This is a genomic window from Flavobacterium adhaerens (assembly GCF_040045115.1).
In the GTDB taxonomy this organism is placed as follows: domain Bacteria; phylum Bacteroidota; class Bacteroidia; order Flavobacteriales; family Flavobacteriaceae; genus Flavobacterium; species Flavobacterium adhaerens.
Genome location: NZ_JBDLZX010000005.1, coordinates 260006 through 278422, shown reverse-complemented (window position 1 = coordinate 278422; position 18417 = coordinate 260006). Strand labels below are relative to the sequence as shown.

Below are 18417 nucleotides of genomic sequence, written 5' to 3'. Positions count from 1 at the left end.
TTAAATTATATCTTTTAAAGAGTTTGCAAATTGCAATACTAATTCATCATTATTTTTTGCTGCAGTAATCTGCAATCCTGTAGAAGTTCCTTGAGGCACGGTTAAAGTTGGTAATTGTCCCAAACTGAAACCTACGGTATAAGCATCGGATAAATACATCGCCAACGGATCTTTTAAACTATCTCCAATTCTTGGAGGTGTACTTGGAGTAACTGGAGATAAAATCACATCCACTTCTTCAAAATCATGACTGAAATTTTCAGAAATCTGATCTCTTACAGCCAATCCTTTCAAATAAATTTCATCTGAGAAACCTTGTGACAACACTTGGTTTCCTCCAACGATTCTACGTTTTGTCTCTTCCGAAAAATTTTCAGAACGCGTTACCGCATAACTATCAATCAAATTTTCTCCTTCGATGCGGTTTCCGTAATTGGTTCCGTCCAAACGAGATAAATTCGAAGCGGTTTCGGCCATTGCCAAAGTATAATAAGTCGAAACCAAAATATCAGATTGAAAGAAATCTAACTCTTTTACCTCAATTCCTTTGGCTTTTACTTTTTCGATAGATGCTAAAAAGTCAGCTTTTATTTGCGCATCAATAGCTTCGCTTTCGATGAAATTTTTGAAATAACCAACCGTTTTTATAGTTGAAGTTGTTACCGATTCTTCAGCAATTGGAGTCGAAGCAATAGTCGTTTGATCTTTTGGATCTTTACCACTCATCACATTCAACACAATACGAATATCTTCAATTGATTTTGCTAAGGGTCCAACGCAATCTGTAGAAGACGCATACGCCATCAATCCGTAACGGGAAACTCTTCCGTAAGTTGGTTTCAAACCATAAATATGATTGTATCCTGCAGGCTGACGAATAGATCCTCCTGTATCACCTCCGATAGAAAAAACTGTATAATCTAAAGCGACATTCACAGCAGAACCACCGCTAGAACCACCGCCAACTAACTCTGGATTTACGGCATTTTTTACTGCGCCGAAAATGGTATTTTCGCTCGATGAACCATGACCAAAACTGTCGCAATTTTCTTTTACCAACGGAATTGCACCCACATTCAATAATTTCTGAATAGCAGTTGCTGTATAAGGTGATTTGTAATTTTTAAGCAATTCGGAACTTGCTGTCGTGTACGTTCCTTGAACCATATACACATCTTTAATTCCAAACGGAATTCCCTCTAGTAAACCAATAGTTTCTCCGTTAGCAATTTTGGTATCGACCTTGGCAGCCAATTCTAAAGCTAAAGTATCCAACAAAGAATTTACAGAATTGTATTTATTTTGCTTAAGTAAGTCTAATTTTTCTTGTACCAAAGCCGTACAAGTGATTTGTTTAGACACCAATTGTTGGTGTATTTTTTTTATCTGCGAATCCATTTTAACCTTCAATAACTTTTGCAACCACTAAAAATCCATTCTTTTTGTTCGGGAAATTTTCTAAAATAATTTCTCTTTCTATAGCCGAACTCTCTACTACTACATCTTCTCTCAAATCATTTAACGAAACACAATTACGATTGACATTATTAAAAGAATTCTCATTAGATGAATTTGCATTTTTGATTACATCAAATAATTTGTTCACGCTTTCTGAGGGCTGTGCTCCTTTAATACTCGACAAGATGTCGACTGTCATTATTTTACTCATAATTTTAATTCGTTTTAAAGTCAAACTTTTAAGCTGGCGAAAATACAAAAAGTTTTGTTAGGGATTCCTATTTTTTTAATGATTTAGGCAGTTCGAACAAAGGAAAACAGCAATTTAACATTATGTTTAATTTTGTTATAATATCAGAAACCGTTTTGAAAATATGACAATAAAAACTACAAAAGAGAAAATCAATTAATTTCCTCCACCAAATATTTTGTTCCGTGAATTTCAAAAGTGAATCCAACTTTATTCCCCATCAATTTATTACCAAGTGGAGATTGTGGAGAAAGCGCAATAACATTGATTCCGTCTATGGTTATTTTAGGCAAAGCCAATGACAGATACAAATAAATCCCGTTGGCTTTGACCAAACTCCCTAAAACTATAGTATCGGTTTTTGTTGTGGCATCAATTTTTTCCAGAACCGCTTTTTGATCCAACACTTCTTTGAGTTTGGCACTGAGTTTTTCCTGCTCAATATGCATCATAGACAGGGCGGTTTCGTGTTTATCGCCTGCCGAACCTTTGGCATCGTTCTTAGAATCTTCGGTCAAAGCCGAAATCATATCTCGGAAAGCGTCAATTCGGTCCTGAACTAATTGCAGATAATAGTGGTGTATTTTTTGTTTGAAAGTCATTTTTAATAAAATAGAAAACTACAAAGATACAAATCCTCTAAGATTTAAAACTCTTCGTTTCGCTTCTTCTTTATAACCTTAATAACAAAATAATATCAAGTTTAATCATATGCTATCAAATACAACATCCTTAGTACAATTCAAAATTTAACAAGTAATTAAGGGATTTTAGCAATCCAATCAATACTTTTAGCGATTCAATTAATCTAATAAATAATTATGAAAAAAGGAACCTTAATTGCAACAATGGCATTTGGAATGATGATGGTTTTTACCTCAAATGCAAATGCTCAGAAATTCCCTGGATTAGACAAAAGCCCAATGGATATGGCTTCTTATCCTAATGATTACAAAGACGCTAATAAAACTGTGAGAATCATTTATGGAAGACCTCAACTTAAGGGGCGTTCTCTAGCCGAATTAACTCCTGCTGGTAAAATTTGGAGAACTGGCGCTAATGAAGTTCCAGAAATTACTTTTTATAAAGATGTAAAATTAGCAGGTACCACAATTAAAGCTGGTTCTTATTCTTTCTTGACAATTCCAGATAAGGATTCATACACCATAATTATCAACAAAGATTTGAATGTTTCTGGAAGTGCACCTTATAATGAAAAAAACGAAGTTTTGCGTTTTAAAGTACCTGTAACCGAGGGAGAAGAATCTCTAGAAGCTTTCTCAATGGTTTTCACCAAAGGAGGTGGAGGCATTATTTTGAACTTAGGTTGGGATAAAGTACGTTTAGCTATTCCAATTATAGAATAACACATTTTAATAAACCGCAATTCGCAAAGAATTATTCAAGGTTTGCAACGTAAATTTGTAAATCAATCCAGATAAGAAAATGAAATTCTTATCGTAATTCCTTGCGAACTTTGCGGTTATTTTTTTATTAAAAATCGAATTTATAATTGGCTCCCACCATTATCTGGAAACCTTGAACAGGATAATTTAACCATTTTTCATATCCTTTATTCAAAATATTATTGGCTTTTAAGAAAGTAGTAAATCTTTCGCTGTATTTGAATCTCACATTAGCATTCAGATCAAAAAAACTATCTAGCGTAATTGGGTCAGGCATTGTCACATAGACAATATCCGAATTGAGTTGATAATCTTTACGTTCACCTACATAAAATAAATTTAGCCCAGCAAACCACTTCTCGGTAATAGCAAAATCAGCCTTTGCATTGAATAGCAGTTCTGGCAAATTCCAAGCTTCCAACTCTCTCTTTGTAGTATAACTGTTTAAAGTAGCATCTGCTTCTAAAGTCACACCTTTTGCCAAATCTGCTTTGATTTCACCATACAATCGCATAGTCGAAATATTATCATAAATCACCTGAAACGAATTTCCAAAAGCATAATTTTCATTGGTGTTATTTGCAGTATAATCATTAGCTCTAAACAAAGCTTTGTTATCATCATAAATATATGAAGCGGCTACATCATAACTAACGGTGCTGGCTAATTTACCTTTAAGTCCCGCATGAATATCATACACTTCACTCGTTGGTTTGATATCAAGTGTTGGTGAAACAAATGGATTTTTATCAACGAAATTCTTATAGGTATTCTGTTGTACTCCACCAAGAGCTCCTGCATAAAAAATCATCAAATCCCCAACAATTTTATACGAAGCCGTAACCGATGGATAAACATAAAACTTATTAGTATTATTCAATTTTCCCATACTATAAACCAATCCTGCTCCAACATTAATAGTCCAATCTTCTCTATTTATAACAAAACTTGGCTCTATCCCGATGTTTGTAAATCCATATTCGATAGGCGATGTGTTGATACCTGAATAATTCTCTTTGAAACTACCATCCACATAATCGACAAATATTTTGGTCTTAATGGCTTCATCCATTATATCAAATTTAAAAGTAGGCGCCAAAAAAAATCTATTTTCACCAGAACTAAACGCATCTGTAAAACGAGTAAAATCTAATTTTACACCATTGAATATTCCTTCTTCAAACATCAAATCTCCACCAGCCGTAAATGTATTATAAGACTGTTGTGGCCTGATGTTATTTACCAACGCCATATAATCTGGCTGTGCCAAAGTACTTCCTAAATCTGTAGGCAATCCGTACCAATTGTAAATTTGATTTTGATAACCCGCATGAATGTTCCATGACAATTCCTCTTTATTGCTACCATACAGTAAATCGATTTTGGTATCATAATAGTAATTATCGAGTAGTACTTCTTTTATATCTCCTTGAGCCGAATTATGGCGAAACATTCCGCTTACAAATTCAGTATTACTCAAATTTTCGGTTACATACAACTCAGCATTCAAACTACCGTAATTCCCAATACCTAGTGTTGCATAATTATCGAATAAACGTTCTTGTTTGGCATTTTCAACTCCTTGAGCAGTGCCTTTTGCTGGAGCAAATGTAGAGGCTACAGGAAAAGGAAGAACGGTATATTTTACATTCTCTTTTTTGGTATTTTCCTCAGTAGTAATTACAGGAACTTCTTTTTCTTTGAAAGCATCTGATATGGTTGGCGAATACGGTTTCACCACATTTACCACTTCGGTACCAATATTATCGCTTTTTTCCTGAGCCAATGAAAACTGAGAAATTAACAACACGCAAATTCCTGAAATTATTCTGCCACACCTATTGTAATTAAGAAACATTGATTCTTTATTTATGAATGTATATCTGTTTTTAATTGTCATCTTTTGTTTTTTCTGATTTCTAACTTCTTATTTCCTCCTTCTCCTTTTACACTTCCCATTCTCCTTTTGCAACGAACTGTACCTTACCTCCTATTTTTATATCAAAATTATCTCCAGATAATTCTCCATCAAAATAGATTCTTGAAGGTCTATTTATAAAATCACCTTGATGATTTACGGTTTTTATATTTGGAGAATGATATTTTAAAAGAAAGGCTTGCAAACAAGTGCTTGCGCTTCCAGTTGCGGCATCTTCGAATAATTGATTTTTCTCAACACAAAACATTCTGCTATGCAACTCTCCATTTTCATAACAATAAAAATACAATGCTCTATGCTTCGTTTTGCAATTGTCCTTTAACCATTTATCGGTAGCATTTAAATCTAACTGTAAACGCTCTAAGGCTTGTATGTTTTGAAGTGGCACAATCACAAAAGCACTTCCTGTGGTTACTTCTTGAATTGGTAACTGACTATCAATATCATTGCTTATTAAATTAGAAAATGTGCTAAAATCATCCTTAGAAAAAACATCCCAAAACTGAGGTTGAGCTGCTTGTAACCAAACCACATCTCCCGATTGTTTGATTGGAATTGGACCAACTGGAACCATCAATTTAAAATCATGAGGACGACTCTCTATTATTTTATTCATCAAAACCCATGAAGTTCCAAGTACAGGATGACCTGCAAACTGCATTTCCTTTTCGACAGTAAAAATTCGAATTGAGGCACTATTGCTTTTGGGCTGAATGCTGGTCACAAATGTACTTTCGGCAAAATTCATTTCGCAAGCAATCTGTTGCATTTGCTCTGAACTTAATTTAGTCGCTTCCAAAAAAACAGCCAACTGGTTTCCTGCATACTTTTTTTCGGCAAAAACATCAACTATATAAAAAGGTAATTTCATTTTGATCTGTTTTTAATAATCCTATTTGGAAATAGATGAATTTGTTTTGGATTCCTCAGCTTTAATTTTACCTAACTCTGTTTTGGCTTCAGCAACTACATCTGAATAATCGGTAAAATTCTCGATTACACTTTCCAAAATATAAGTCGCTTGGTAACTATCTTTCAAACCATAAAAATTCTTTGCCATCAAAACCAATCCTTTGGCTCCAAAATAACGGTAACTTGAATAATTTTTGGCCAATTTTTGAACGGCTACATTTGATGTTTCAAATTTTCCTTCTTTGTTTTTAAAATAAGCATCATAATATAAGGCTTCGGCCGCTAATTCTCCTTTACTTACAGTTAGTAATTTAGCGTAAGCTGTTTTAGCTTTGGCCTCATCACCCGTTTGCATTGCAGAGCGTGCTATTATAATTTGAGCATCACTTTTTACATTTTCCTCTGCTTTCGGATTATTCAAAACTTTATCAGCATAGACCACAGCTTTTGAATATTCTTTGGTTTCATAGTAACATTTCATCAAATTGGCTTGAGAAAAAGTCTTGTTTTGAGCAAAATCGGCCTCATTTTCTATTCGAACCAAAACAGGAATGGATTTGTCTGTTTTTTTCTCTTTCAAAAATATTTGAGCCAAACGCACCAATGATTGTTCGGTGTATTCGCAACGCGGCTGATTGATTACGTATTGATAGTGAGGAACCGATTTGCTTTCGGAACCTTCTTCAAAATACAATTGTGCCAACTCAAAATTAGCTTTTAAGGTATGATTCCCTTTCGGAAATTTCGACACATAATTTGCATAACCCGAAATCGCTTGTTTTTTGTTGCCTTGTTCTAGTTGTTTTTGTGCCGCTTCAAAAGTATCATTATCCAACTCCAAATCAGTAACCGCAACAAAATCTAAAGTACGAACCCAAGATGCATACTCATCTACTTTTCCATTGTCAACATAAATTAATCGTGCTGTGGCAACAGCTTCGTAAGCCTCGGGAGTCTTAGGAAATTCGGAAGCTACTTTTTTGAATTTTGCAATAGCCAATTCTCCTTTATCCGAATTATAATAAATCAATCCTTGACGCAAAATAGCTCTTGAAGTATAAGAACTGCTTTTATAATTCGCAATCAGCTTGTCATACGTTTTGATCGCTGAATCGTTTTTGTTTTCAGCTACATAAGTATTCGCTAATTCAAACAAAGCATCATCTTGATAATCAGATTTTGGATACAATGATAAGAATGAATTGAGTTCATCAATTTTTTTGCTGTTTTGGGAAAGAAAACCATAGCAAAGTGCTTTTTGAAAATAAGCATAATCGACATCTACACCTTTGGATTCAATTACTTTATTGTAAGCTTCTAAAGCTGGCTGATATTTGGTCGTTACAAAGCGACAATCGGCCAAACGCAAATAAGAATCATTCAAACGGAATTTATCTGTCTTATTATTATCAATTTGTTTTTGAAAAAAGTTTCCAGCCGTATCGTATTCTTTCAATTTAAAATTGGCATAAGCCATATTATAATTGCTATTTTTAAACTCAACCGTTTCTTTGGCTTTATCCAAATCAACAAACTGCTGATAGTTTACAAGTGCCTCTTTGAAATTATCCAAATTGTACTCCGATTCGGCTTTCCAAAAGGTAGAGCGAGCCGTTATCAGTGGATCTTTTTGCTCTTTCAATGCCTTTTCGAACATCGCTATTGATCCAAAATAATCGCTAGCGGTATATAATTCTACACCTCTATAAAAAGCTACTTTTTGATAAACGATTCTGTTTTCGGCTGTTTTGTTTTTTTCTAAGAGCGTCAGAGCTTCTTTATAATTCTTGGAAGAGATATAAGAATCTATCAATAATTTTTCTATCTCTTTGTAATTAGGATTGGTTGGGTATTTATTCATAAAACCCAATAAAACTTCGGGAACTGTCTGGTAGGAATTTCCAATTTCATAACTCAATTTGGCATAATTTAAACTTGCATCTTCCTGTAATTGCAAATTAAAATTCATTTCCGAAGCATTCTTAAAAGCGTTCAGAGCTTGTTGTTTTTTATCCGATTCCAGATAACTTTCGGCTAAATGATAATAAGCATTTTGAGCAACAAAGTCATTTCCATCAATAATTTTATTGAATTGCGAAATGGCATCATCATATTGTTTTTGCATATAATACGCATAACCTAATTGGTAAAAATCAGTATTATTCCATTTCCCATCTTTGCCTTTATAAGCAACCAAATACGGAATTGCTTTATCATATTGTTTTAGGTTAAAATAACTCTCTCCGATAATTTTATTCAGTTCCGATTTTTCTTCGGGAGTAGATTTTGCCATAGCTTTATTCCCAAGATCAATTGCTTTTTGAAATTCACCAGCTTTGAAACTCATATCCGATTTGTAGTAGGATAACTTTTCGGCATATTTTTCGTTACCAGAAACTTGGTCAAATTGCTTGTTGGCTTCGGCATAATCATTAGATTCATACGCCAAAAAACCCATATAATATTTGCTTTGAGCTCCATATTCTTCAGAATTGGAAACTTTACCAAAATAGTTTTTTGCTTGTTTTGTTTTTTTGGCATCAAAATAAGCATATCCTTTTTGGAAATTGTATTTGTCACGTCCTGAGTCTTTCAAAACACTTTCATCTACTCGCTCGAACCAATACAAAGATTCCTTGTACTCTTTGTGATCGAAATAATAATAAGCCACATCTATAAAAGCTTGATTTTGTTTACGACTTGCAGGATAATTCTCTACGAATTTATTGATCAATTCCTCAGCATTATCCTGATCGGTACGAATGGCGCAATTAGCAATGTAGTACGCACAATCTGATTCTAAACCTTCGGTAGTAGCTTTTTCCTTTATCTGTTCGAAGATAACTTGAGCCGATTTATATTGTTTATCTTCATACAATGAAATTGCCTTATCAAAATCCTTTAAAGGATATGTTTTGATTACCGATTGCTGAGAGTAAAGGGAAGTAATTTGAACAAGAAAAAAGGATAAAAAAAGTCCAGGAAGTTTACGCATTTTTGTTATTATTTAATATTCCAAAGATATTTAATTCTATATCTATAACGAAGTGCTCTTTGAATTTATTATGTTTTTTTTGGTCTGTAAAGTCAAATCAAGACTATCTAAAACTAGGAAAACAAATTACTAAAATTAGTATTTGAAATTATCTTTTCTAATTTGTAATTTGGATTTTATCTTTTTACTTTTACCCAATAAACAAATTCTATCATGGCACAATCAGTACTGTCTTTAAAAAACGTAAACATATATCAAGAAGGGAAAACCATTTTATCTGATGTAAATTTAGAAGTTACTCACGGGGAATTCATTTATATCATTGGTAAAACTGGTTCTGGAAAAAGTAGTTTATTAAAAACATTATATGCCGATTTACCATTACTAGAAGGCGAAGGGAAAATTGTAGAATTTGACCTAGCCACTTTGAAAGAAGATGACATTCCGTTTTTGAGAAGAAAATTCGGGATTGTCTTTCAGGATTTCAAATTATTGCCTGATCGTACAGTTAAGAACAACATGCTTTTTGTTTTGAAAGCAACTGGATGGGTAAACCAAACAGAAATGGATGCTAAAATTGAAGAAGTGTTAAGCAAAGTAAACATGAAAGATTTTGCTAACAAAATGCCTCATCAATTATCTGGAGGAGAGCAACAACGAATTGCTATTGCAAGAGCTTTACTAAACGACCCAGAATTTATTCTTGCCGACGAACCTACTGGAAACCTTGACCCACAAACCAGCGTTGAAGTCCTTGAAGTTTTAAGACAAATTAATGCTAACGGTAAAACTGTCATAATGGCTACTCATGATTATGCATTATTAATGAAGTACCCATACAAAACCCTAAAATGTGAGGATGCCACAATTTTTGAAGTAGTTCAAAAAACAGTGTAATGCTTTCTATCCTTATTCCTGTTTACAACTATAATGTTTATACACTTGTTGTAGCATTAAAGCAACAAGCAGACGAATTAGAAATCACATACGAGATTATCGTTCAGGACGACAATAGCAGTCAATTTATTAGCGAAAATTCAAAAATAAATTCTTTAGAAAATTGCAGTTTCTTCTCAAATACACAAAATTTAGGACGAGGCAGAACAATCAATTTATTAGGACAAAAATCAAAATACGACTACGTTTTGATTATGGAATCTGACGCTTTTCCTGAAAATAATTTTTATCTAAAAAACTACATTTTATTATTGTCTCAAACTCCTTCAATTGTTTTTGGAGGAGTTAACTATCCTGAAAATATTCCGCCTAAAGAAAAAATACTCCGTTGGAAATATGGGAAAATTAGGGAAACAAAATCTTTAAATCACAGGGTAAATAACCAATACGACTTTGTTTTTACATGGAATTTACTCATCCAAAAGCAAATTCTTTTAGCATTTCCTTTTCCAGAATTCATTACAGAATACGGCTATGAAGATACCATTTTTCTAAAAAAACTAAGAAGCAATTCCGTTGCGGTTACACATATCGAAAATCCGTTGATACATCAAAACAATGATGACAGCATCGTATTTATTCAAAAATCAGAAAAAGCCGTTCGTACTCTTTATCAATTACTATATTCTAAAAAAATAGACAGTAAAGATGTTAGATTGACCTCAGTTTATTCTCTTCTTCAAAAATTACATTTAGTTGACATTGTGAAGGTTATCTTCAGCAAGAACAAACAAAAGATTTTAGATAATTTAACTTCTGAAAAACCAAATCTATACTTGTTAGACTTTTACAAATTAGGTTACTTTTGCTCTTTATAATTCAGAATAAAATGGCTTATTTAAGTAAACTCAACAATAAATCATTCCATTCATTCATCACAACTGCTAAATCGTATTTTTGTGAACTCTCACGAGCTGTTGTACCCATTTGCCGTCTCAGATTTTGATCTTCTATAAGCGATAATGCTTTCTCTACAAACAAATCTATATTACCTTCTTCAATTAGAAAACCTTCTTGACCATTAGTAATAATTTGACTTGGTCCACACGGACAATCAAAAACTACAGATGGCAAACCACAAGACATTGCTTCAAGAAGCGCCATTCCAAAAGCTTCCGATCGAGAAGTCATTAAAAAAACAGAAGAGTCTTCAAAACCAGTTTGAACATCTCGTGTTGCAGCTAAAAAATTTACATTAGTCAAAACTTTCAAATCGCTTGCCATCCGATGATATTGCATAGAATTATCCCAATCCCCATAAACATTTAACTCCCAATCTGAATGTTTTTTCGAAACTGTTTGCCAAATCAGCAATAAACGATCCAAACCTTTTTCATAAGTATGTTTGCATACTGCGATAGCCTTCTTATTTTGCAACACATTTATTGTTGAAGTTACAAAGGAAATAGGATTTGGAATAACCAAACCATTTTGAGGATTCCATTCGCTAAGACCAGCATTGGTTACATAAACAACTTTATCAAATCTTTTTAACGTTTTTTTCTTTAGAAAATACACCAAATTATACCGAAAATCATTCCAAAGACCTTTATTTACAACTCTTTTTAAAGATGTAGAAAAATGAGTTTCTAACACAATTGGAATATTAACCCTCAAAAACCAAGGAAGTGCAACCCAGTTAGGTGCATCACAAATAATGAGGATATCCGGTTTTTGTTCTGCCAGTATTTTTTTGATGAAAGTTAGACTTTTGGATAAAAAAAACACATTTTTTTGCAAATCAATACAGGGATGCCAGTTTATTTTTGAATCAAAATCATAAAAAAAACTTGAATTATAAGGAGTTGGAGCAATTATATCAACTTTATAATCTAAAACAGATACAAAATAATTTACCTTAGAGGAAACCACACGCGAAATCCCTCCAGAATCAGACAAATCAGGTGTGATGTATAAAATTTTCATTGTTTAGATTTCAAAAAAACATCAAAATCACGAATATAGTCATCTTCATCAAAAACTTCAGACGCTAAAACCAAACAAACAGCACCTGACGAAAAATTTTCAATTTCTCTCCAAATATTTTTTCCGATATACAATCCTTTATTCGGTTTATTCAAATTGACAACTTTTTCAGTTATCCCGTCTTTTAAAACAACATCAAAACTTCCGGATATGGCAATCAAAACTTGCTCTAAATTTTTATGAGAATGGCCTCCTCTAACCGAATTACGCGGGATATCATATAGATAATAGACTCTTTTTATGGGAAAAGACACAACATCATTTTCGATTACAGCAATGTTCCCTAAAGTGTTTTCGATTTTTGGAATATCAAGAATTCTTATATTCATTTGTATTTTGGACGAAATTAATCAAATTTTTATTGTAAGCTAAAAAACGACAATTAGCCTCAAAAAAACATCTTTGCAAACAAATATACCTCTGTTTTTTAAAATAATTTGAAATTGACACCCAAAAAAGATTCGGCTCCTTTAAAAACTAAATTTGAAATAAAGTTTCCTAATTCTAAAAATGGAAAGAATTTCTATATTGTATTTTATTTAGCAAAATGTTGTTATAGTTCTATATCCTTTTATTATAAAATCTAAAATCTATAACGTATATTTGCCTTTATTTTTATTAAGGAATGAACAACGAGCAAGAAAAAAAAACGATAGAGTTTTATGAAAGACTGAAAGCTGAATTAGACAAAAGTAATTCATGGCCTGCACCCTATTTGTTTAAATTTATAGTTCCCACAACTGACGAAAACATTCTTAAGGTAGAAAACGCCTTTAATTGTATGGGAGCAATTATCAAAACAACAAAATCCAAAACAGGAAAATTTACAAGTATATCAGTAGATATAACAGCCAAAGATTCGCAAGAAGTTATAGATAAGTACCAAGAATTATCCACAATAGAAGGTATAGTTTCCTTATAGTTATGATCGAAAAATACAAAAAAGAAAACGCTAATGATGTTGTTTTTAATTTAGAATACAATTCTGAAAGAAAACATTTAATCATTCCTGAGTATGGCCGTCATTTGCAAAAATTGATCGAGCAAGCTACTCTTATTGAAGATGATGAAAAGAGAAATAAAACAGCCAAATACATCATTCAAGTAATGGGAAGCCTAAACCCGCACTTGAGAGATGTCCCTGATTTTCAGCACAAACTTTGGGATCAACTTTTCATTATGTCTGATTTTAAATTAGTTGCTGATTCTCCTTATCCAATTCCTTCAAAAGAAGTATTACAACTAAAACCAGATGCTTTAAAATACCCACAAAATTATCCTAAATACAGATATTATGGTAACAATATCAAATACATGATTGATGTTGCCAATAAATGGGAAGAAGGAGAACTAAAAAATGCATTGGTAAAAGTAATTGCCAATCACATGAAGAAATCGTATTTGAGCTGGAACAAAGACACTGTAAAAGACGAAGTAATCTTTGAACATTTGTATGAGTTGTCCAACGGTAAATTAAATTTATTACAAAGTTCTGAAGAATTATTAAATACTACTGATTTACTGAGAACCAATAAGAGAACCTCAAATAAGACTGGTACAACCAATCAAAACAAAAATCAAAACAACAAAAACAATAAAAACGGAAAACAAAAACCGTTTCAAAAAAATAAATAATTAAAATTACTAAAACACTAAGTTCCTTACATTTGAATACATTTGTGTAGAATTAAAAACTTAGAACTCAAAACCCAGAACCTTAAAAAATAACCATGGAAGTTTTCAAAATTGAAGGAGGAACACGTTTAAAAGGAGAAGTAATACCACAGGGCGCAAAAAATGAAGCATTGCAAATTTTATGTGCTGTACTTTTAACTCCAGAAAAAATTACAATTAATAACATCCCAGACATTATTGATGTCAATAAGTTGATAAAACTTTTAGGCAATTTGGGAGTTAAAATAGAAAAATTAGGAAAAGGTTCTTATACTTTTCAATGTGACGAAGTTAATGTTGGTTATCTAGAAACAGAAGCCTTCAAGAAAGAAGGAGGTTCACTTCGTGGTTCTATCATGATTGTTGGCCCACTTTTGGCTCGCTTTGGAAAAGGATATATCCCAAAACCAGGAGGAGACAAAATTGGACGTAGAAGATTGGATACTCATTTTGAAGGATTTATCAATCTTGGTGCAAAATTTAGATACAACAGAGAAGACCACTTCTATGGAGTTGAAGCCCCAGAAGGACTTACTGGAACCAATATGTTACTAGACGAAGCCTCAGTTACTGGTACTGCCAATGTTGTAATGGCAGCAGTTTTAGCCAAAGGAACTACAACTATTTACAACGCTGCTTGCGAACCTTACTTGCAACAACTTTGTAAAATGTTGAACTCTATGGGAGCCAAAATTACTGGTGTTGGTTCTAATTTATTAACTATTGAAGGAGTTGAAAAATTAGGAGGTTGCGAACATAGAATTTTACCAGATATGATTGAAATTGGTTCTTGGATTGGACTTGCAGCCATGACAAAAAGCGAAATCACAATTAAAAATGTTAGCTGGGAAAATCTAGGAATTATTCCAAATGTTTTTAGAAAACTAGGTATTACTCTTGAAAAACAAGGAGACGATATTTATATTCCAGAGCATGTAAATGGATATGAAGTAAAAACCGATATTGATGGTTCTATTTTAACGATTGCCGATGCACCTTGGCCTGGATTTACTCCAGATTTATTAAGTATCGTTTTGGTAGTTGCTACTCAAGCCAAAGGAGATGTTTTGATTCACCAAAAAATGTTCGAAAGCCGATTATTCTTTGTGGATAAACTGATTGATATGGGGGCAAAAATCATGTTGTGTGATCCTCACCGAGCTGTAGTAATGGGACATAATTTCGAATCAGTTCTTAAAGCTACAACAATGTCATCACCAGATATTCGTGCGGGAATCTCATTATTAATCGCAGCACTTTCTGCAAAAGGAACCAGTACCATTCACAACATAGATCAAATTGATCGTGGCTACGAACTTATCGACGAACGTTTACGAAAACTTGGAGCCAAAATAGTTAGAGAGGATCTATAACAATAAAAAAAATCAATTTTAAACCGCTTAACTAAATTTAACTTTCATTTGAAAAAATTTTTTTTAAGCGGTTTTGCATTTAATGAGGAATTAGTATGTCTAATGAACAAAAAGCCATCAGAGCAACTTATTTTAGTATAATAGGAAACACTATTTTGGCTTTAATAAAAGGGCTTGCAGGTTTTTTTGGAAACTCTTATGCCTTAATAGCAGATGCTATAGAATCTACGACAGACATTTTTGCTTCGTTACTGGTTTTATTTGGCATCAAATATTCTAGCCGCCCCGCAGATGAAAATCATCCTTACGGACACGGAAGAGCCGAACCTTTGATTACTTTTTTGGTAGTCGGATTCTTGATTACCTCGGCAACAATCATCGGTTACGACAGCATTATGAATATTCAAAAACCTCATGAATTACCCAAACCTTGGACACTTTTCATACTTGGAGCTATCATTTTATGGAAAGAATATTCGTTTCGACTGGTTATAAAAAGAAGTAAAGAAACCAACAGCTCTTCACTCAAAGCAGATGCTTGGCATCACCGTAGTGATGCATTGACTTCTATTGCTGCCTTTCTAGGTATTTCGATAGCATTGCTTTTAGGAAAAGGATATGAATCGGCAGATGATTGGGCAGCCTTATTTGCATCTGGTTTCATCCTCTACAATAGTTATTTGATTTTCAGACCTGCATTGGGAGAAATTATGGACGAACATTTGTACGATGATTTGGTTGTAGAAATCAGGAAAGTTGCCAATAATGTAGAGGGAATTGTTGATACCGAAAAATGCTTAATTCGCAAAGCTGGAATGAAATATCATGTTGATCTTCATGCTAGAGTAAATGGAACTATTACTGTCAAAGAAGGCCATGACTTATCCCATAAACTCAAAGATACATTACACAAAGAAATTCCAGAATTGGGCAATATTTTAATTCATATTGAGCCTAATTAGTAAATTTTATACCAAAAACAACACCGTCTTTCTGAAATCCATTTTGATAAGAACGTACGTAATTCAATTTAAACACCTTAAGTTTTCCAAAGCCAAGATTATCCAAACCTACACTATATTCTGAATATGGTTTTGTATTTGGTATAGCCAACAAATGATATCCTAAAACTAAATTTGATTTTAATAAATTTAGCAACGGAATTTTATTCATAATATACCCACGATCATTATGCTCCATGTGTAATTCAAAAAAACTATCATTAGTACTATTACTATAATACGGTAACAACCCAAAAGAGTTTAAATACTTATCTGACAAATCAACATGTGTTTGATTTCCGTTGAAATGTTTGTAATCTACAAAAGCAATATTTTCGGCATTAAAGAATTTGCCTGTTTTTATGTTTAACCCAAAACTGCCTTTATTACCAAATGTGTGATTGTATTTGAGTTGAGCACTAATTTCTTCATATTCATATTTTTTTTCGCTACCAGCAAAACCTTTTGTAAAACCAACATAGAAAGTTGGGTATTTTTCACTTTTAATATTAAGCTTTCCATCCGGTCTTGAGGAATATTTATTTCCAAAATTGATTTTCGCATTCAAATCAAGTTTAGCCAAGTGATGCTTTTCAAAACCTGGGTTTATATAATCATTTGGATCCAATGGATTATTTGATGAAAACACATCATCCCTTTTAAAAAAAGAAAAATCAGAAGTATTGAATAAAGGCTTTCGTTCTTCAAAATTGATTTTTCCGTTAAAATGCACCCCATTTGCAATATCTTGAGCAAATTCAATTTCGGCAAATTCTAAATTATACAGTTTCATATAATTATCTCTAAAAAACAATGTACTGATAGAGTTGATTAATCCCCAAATAGGTTCCTCTCTATTAAATTGCATTACAGTACTTCCTCCTGATATTGTTAGATTAGCATAATTTTGGTTATTAAATTGATGCCAATATTTGCCTTTAACTCGTAAACGATCCCCCGAAAAACCATAATTCAATTTCAAATCGATATCCGTTCTTCTTCCCTTATCATCATTTCTCCAATTTGAAAAAGAAAAAGCAGTACCAAAATTCCACCCCTGAACAGTATTAAAATTCAAGCTGCTAAAATCTAATAAACCATCATATCGTAAAGAATATTTTTTCTCACTATTCTTATAAGTATAACCAGTTATAGGATCAAAAAAATGAAATTTATTGTTTTTACGATCAATAGAATCCAAATACCTTTTAGAATTGCGTACGCTATAAATACTGTCTTTTCTAATATAATCTGTGCTTTCTTCTGTAGTTAGTGGCACAGGTCTATTAATTTTCCAGAATACAGAATCTTTTTTATTAGAATCTATCTCAACACGTGTTATTTCGTTTGTAAATGTATTTTTATCAAAAGAATCAACAAATTCATAATTAGTATAAACATATGTGAACTTACCATTGAAGCCAATCCCAAAAATTCCTGCGTTAAAATCTAAACTCTGAGTGTTTTTAGACCAAATTTTGCTAGACTTATTGTAACTGAAATTCTGCTTCAAAGTCATTACCTCAATGAATTCATTTTTCATGCGATATCCTTTAATATCTAAATCAATCGCATAAATTGCCCAAGAATCCTCAACAATATAAATATAACCTTCAAAAACAGGTTCTTTATCCCGCTTGGCTATAACTCTTATTTTATTGATAGTTTGCTTGTTATCGTCTTCAAAAGTGCTTTCGAGTTTATATTTATAATAATTGAAAGCATTATCTGCAATAGGCGAAATCATATTAACACTAAAATTTAAAGTGTTATCATAAAAATCATAGAAAGATGACCTCGCTGTATTGTAAGCATATCCTTTATTATCACCGCTTATCTTTGAGGCGGTCACCACTTCTTTCAAATTATTTGGCTTTTCAAAAATAATTTTAGAGAATGTCTCGGACAATGAAATAATCCCTGTTCCTGTTGAATCTAATGCTCCATCCATATCCCCAATTTCTTGACCTAATATTTTTTTGGGAGCATTTTTCAATTTAAAAATACCACGCGAATAGAAATCTGCTTTAAATTTGGTTGTTTTAGCTGTATTTGCTTTTTTATGGGCAATCGCTTTTTTTATGATTAGATCTGCAGGATTACCTTTGGTATTTATAACTACTTCATTAAGTTTAAAACTTTCTTCAGATAATTGTAAATCAAATGTAAATGGAAAAGAAATAATATCGAGTGTTTGCTTTTGAGTTTTAAAACCTAGATATTGAAAAACAATAGTGCATTTACCTTGCTGTTTTATATTCAATTCATAGAAACCTTGTTCGTTAGAAGTTGTCCCGTTATAAGTATTTTCTTCGTATATACTTACGGATGGAAGAGGATTCCCTTTTTCGTCTGTTATCCTACCTTTAATTTGACCAAAATGAATTAATGACGAAAGTAAAAAGAAGAGCAAAAAAGCGTTTCGCATAAATATTTTTTTTTATGTAAGACGCTTTTTAGCAGGCG

16 protein-coding genes are annotated in these 18417 nt (G+C 32.6%); 7 read left to right on the top strand and 9 right to left on the bottom strand.

Annotated features, from left to right (window positions below; genetic code table 11):
* From ABEB18_RS09200 to ABEB18_RS09190, 3 genes are all read right to left on the bottom strand, one after another.
* A complete protein-coding gene (locus tag ABEB18_RS09200) occupies window positions 1-1398 on the bottom strand; it encodes an amidase family protein (protein ID WP_348798996.1) in 1398 nt (465 codons plus the stop codon).
* Between the two features lies 1 nt (window position 1399).
* On the bottom strand, window positions 1400-1657 hold the full coding sequence (locus ABEB18_RS09195; protein ID WP_348798995.1) for an Asp-tRNA(Asn)/Glu-tRNA(Gln) amidotransferase subunit GatC: 258 nt from the start codon (window positions 1655-1657) through the stop codon (window positions 1400-1402).
* A 203-nt stretch (window positions 1658-1860) separates the two neighbouring features.
* Window positions 1861-2310 (bottom strand): hypothetical protein, encoded by a 450-nt coding sequence (locus ABEB18_RS09190; protein WP_348798994.1) that lies wholly within the window; start codon window positions 2308-2310, stop codon window positions 1861-1863.
* Window positions 2311-2529: 219 nt separating this feature from the next.
* Here ABEB18_RS09190 and ABEB18_RS09185 point away from each other — a divergent pair, with 219 nt between their 5' ends.
* On the top strand, window positions 2530-3075 hold the full coding sequence (locus ABEB18_RS09185) for a DUF2911 domain-containing protein (protein WP_348798993.1): 546 nt from the start codon (window positions 2530-2532) through the stop codon (window positions 3073-3075).
* A gap of 127 nt (window positions 3076-3202) precedes the next feature.
* On the opposite strand, the gene ABEB18_RS09180 is transcribed toward ABEB18_RS09185, so the two are convergent.
* The 3 genes from ABEB18_RS09180 to ABEB18_RS09170 all read right to left on the bottom strand — a co-directional run bounded on the left by ABEB18_RS09180 (window position 3203) and on the right by ABEB18_RS09170 (window position 8960).
* On the bottom strand, window positions 3203-4972 hold the full coding sequence (locus tag ABEB18_RS09180) for a TonB-dependent receptor (protein WP_348798992.1): 1770 nt from the start codon (window positions 4970-4972) through the stop codon (window positions 3203-3205).
* Between the two features lie 88 nt (window positions 4973-5060).
* Complete coding sequence (locus ABEB18_RS09175; RefSeq protein ID WP_348798991.1) at window positions 5061-5924, bottom strand: PhzF family phenazine biosynthesis protein; 864 nt, start codon at window positions 5922-5924, stop codon at window positions 5061-5063.
* A gap of 21 nt (window positions 5925-5945) precedes the next feature.
* On the bottom strand, window positions 5946-8960 hold the full coding sequence (locus tag ABEB18_RS09170) for a tetratricopeptide repeat protein (RefSeq protein WP_348798990.1): 3015 nt from the start codon (window positions 8958-8960) through the stop codon (window positions 5946-5948).
* A gap of 213 nt (window positions 8961-9173) precedes the next feature.
* Here ABEB18_RS09170 and ABEB18_RS09165 point away from each other — a divergent pair, with 213 nt between their 5' ends.
* Together ABEB18_RS09165 and ABEB18_RS09160 are read left to right on the top strand one after the other, a co-directional pair.
* Complete coding sequence (locus tag ABEB18_RS09165) at window positions 9174-9857, top strand: cell division ATP-binding protein FtsE (protein ID WP_348798989.1); 684 nt, start codon at window positions 9174-9176, stop codon at window positions 9855-9857.
* Window positions 9857-10735: a glycosyltransferase family 2 protein gene (locus ABEB18_RS09160; RefSeq protein ID WP_348798988.1), complete on the top strand. Its 879-nt coding sequence runs from the start codon at window positions 9857-9859 to the stop codon at window positions 10733-10735. Before ABEB18_RS09165 ends, ABEB18_RS09160 begins: the two co-directional genes overlap by 1 nt.
* 16 nt (window positions 10736-10751) lie before the next feature.
* Here ABEB18_RS09160 and ABEB18_RS09155 read toward each other — a convergent pair whose 3' ends face one another.
* On the bottom strand, window positions 10752-11843 hold the full coding sequence (locus tag ABEB18_RS09155) for a glycosyltransferase (protein ID WP_348798987.1): 1092 nt from the start codon (window positions 11841-11843) through the stop codon (window positions 10752-10754).
* Entirely contained in the window at window positions 11840-12232 is a 393-nt protein-coding gene (locus tag ABEB18_RS09150; RefSeq protein ID WP_348798986.1) for a sugar 3,4-ketoisomerase, read from the bottom strand. Before ABEB18_RS09150 ends, ABEB18_RS09155 begins: the two co-directional genes overlap by 4 nt.
* Window positions 12233-12528: 296 nt before the next feature.
* Between ABEB18_RS09150 and ABEB18_RS09145 the strand changes: the two genes are divergently transcribed.
* The 4 genes from ABEB18_RS09145 to ABEB18_RS09130 all read left to right on the top strand — a co-directional run bounded on the left by ABEB18_RS09145 (window position 12529) and on the right by ABEB18_RS09130 (window position 15912).
* Window positions 12529-12825, top strand: a complete 297-nt coding sequence (locus tag ABEB18_RS09145; RefSeq protein ID WP_348798984.1) for a DUF493 family protein — start codon at window positions 12529-12531, stop codon at window positions 12823-12825.
* A gap of 2 nt (window positions 12826-12827) precedes the next feature.
* The gene (locus ABEB18_RS09140; RefSeq protein WP_348798983.1) at window positions 12828-13538 is read left to right on the top strand and encodes a DUF4290 domain-containing protein; all 711 of its coding nucleotides are present in this window, start codon (window positions 12828-12830) and stop codon (window positions 13536-13538) included.
* Between the two features lie 95 nt (window positions 13539-13633).
* Window positions 13634-14950 carry a UDP-N-acetylglucosamine 1-carboxyvinyltransferase gene (gene murA, locus ABEB18_RS09135; RefSeq protein ID WP_348798982.1) on the top strand — a complete coding sequence of 439 codons (1317 nt, stop codon included), beginning with the start codon at window positions 13634-13636 and terminating at the stop codon, window positions 14948-14950.
* Window positions 14951-15045: 95 nt separating this feature from the next.
* The gene (locus tag ABEB18_RS09130; protein WP_348798981.1) at window positions 15046-15912 is read left to right on the top strand and encodes a cation diffusion facilitator family transporter; all 867 of its coding nucleotides are present in this window, start codon (window positions 15046-15048) and stop codon (window positions 15910-15912) included.
* Here the strand turns inward: ABEB18_RS09130 and ABEB18_RS09125 are convergent.
* The gene (locus tag ABEB18_RS09125; protein WP_348798980.1) at window positions 15905-18379 is read right to left on the bottom strand and encodes a DUF5686 and carboxypeptidase regulatory-like domain-containing protein; all 2475 of its coding nucleotides are present in this window, start codon (window positions 18377-18379) and stop codon (window positions 15905-15907) included. The genes ABEB18_RS09130 and ABEB18_RS09125 overlap by 8 nt on opposite strands.
* Window positions 18380-18417 lie beyond the last annotated feature (38 nt).

Excerpts from the sequence above, each read along its gene's own strand:
- ABEB18_RS09170 (WP_348798990.1), bottom strand. The coding sequence starts at position 8,960 with ATGCGTAAACTTCCTGGACTTTTTTTATCCTTTTTTCTTGTTCAAATT.
- ABEB18_RS09190 (WP_348798994.1), bottom strand. The coding sequence starts at position 2,310 with ATGACTTTCAAACAAAAAATACACCACTATTATCTGCAATTAGTTCAG.
- ABEB18_RS09145 (WP_348798984.1), top strand. The coding sequence starts at position 12,529 with ATGAACAACGAGCAAGAAAAAAAAACGATAGAGTTTTATGAAAGACTG.
- ABEB18_RS09130 (WP_348798981.1), top strand. The coding sequence starts at position 15,046 with ATGTCTAATGAACAAAAAGCCATCAGAGCAACTTATTTTAGTATAATA.
- ABEB18_RS09160 (WP_348798988.1), top strand. The coding sequence starts at position 9,857 with ATGCTTTCTATCCTTATTCCTGTTTACAACTATAATGTTTATACACTT.
- ABEB18_RS09180 (WP_348798992.1), bottom strand. The coding sequence starts at position 4,972 with ATGTTTCTTAATTACAATAGGTGTGGCAGAATAATTTCAGGAATTTGC.
- ABEB18_RS09155 (WP_348798987.1), bottom strand. The coding sequence starts at position 11,843 with ATGAAAATTTTATACATCACACCTGATTTGTCTGATTCTGGAGGGATT.
- ABEB18_RS09195 (WP_348798995.1), bottom strand. The coding sequence starts at position 1,657 with ATGACAGTCGACATCTTGTCGAGTATTAAAGGAGCACAGCCCTCAGAA.
- murA (WP_348798982.1), top strand. The coding sequence starts at position 13,634 with ATGGAAGTTTTCAAAATTGAAGGAGGAACACGTTTAAAAGGAGAAGTA.
- ABEB18_RS09200 (WP_348798996.1), bottom strand. The coding sequence starts at position 1,398 with ATGGATTCGCAGATAAAAAAAATACACCAACAATTGGTGTCTAAACAA.
- ABEB18_RS09165 (WP_348798989.1), top strand. The coding sequence starts at position 9,174 with ATGGCACAATCAGTACTGTCTTTAAAAAACGTAAACATATATCAAGAA.
- ABEB18_RS09175 (WP_348798991.1), bottom strand. The coding sequence starts at position 5,924 with ATGAAATTACCTTTTTATATAGTTGATGTTTTTGCCGAAAAAAAGTAT.
- ABEB18_RS09140 (WP_348798983.1), top strand. The coding sequence starts at position 12,828 with ATGATCGAAAAATACAAAAAAGAAAACGCTAATGATGTTGTTTTTAAT.
- ABEB18_RS09125 (WP_348798980.1), bottom strand. The coding sequence starts at position 18,379 with ATGCGAAACGCTTTTTTGCTCTTCTTTTTACTTTCGTCATTAATTCAT.
- ABEB18_RS09150 (WP_348798986.1), bottom strand. The coding sequence starts at position 12,232 with ATGAATATAAGAATTCTTGATATTCCAAAAATCGAAAACACTTTAGGG.
- ABEB18_RS09185 (WP_348798993.1), top strand. The coding sequence starts at position 2,530 with ATGAAAAAAGGAACCTTAATTGCAACAATGGCATTTGGAATGATGATG.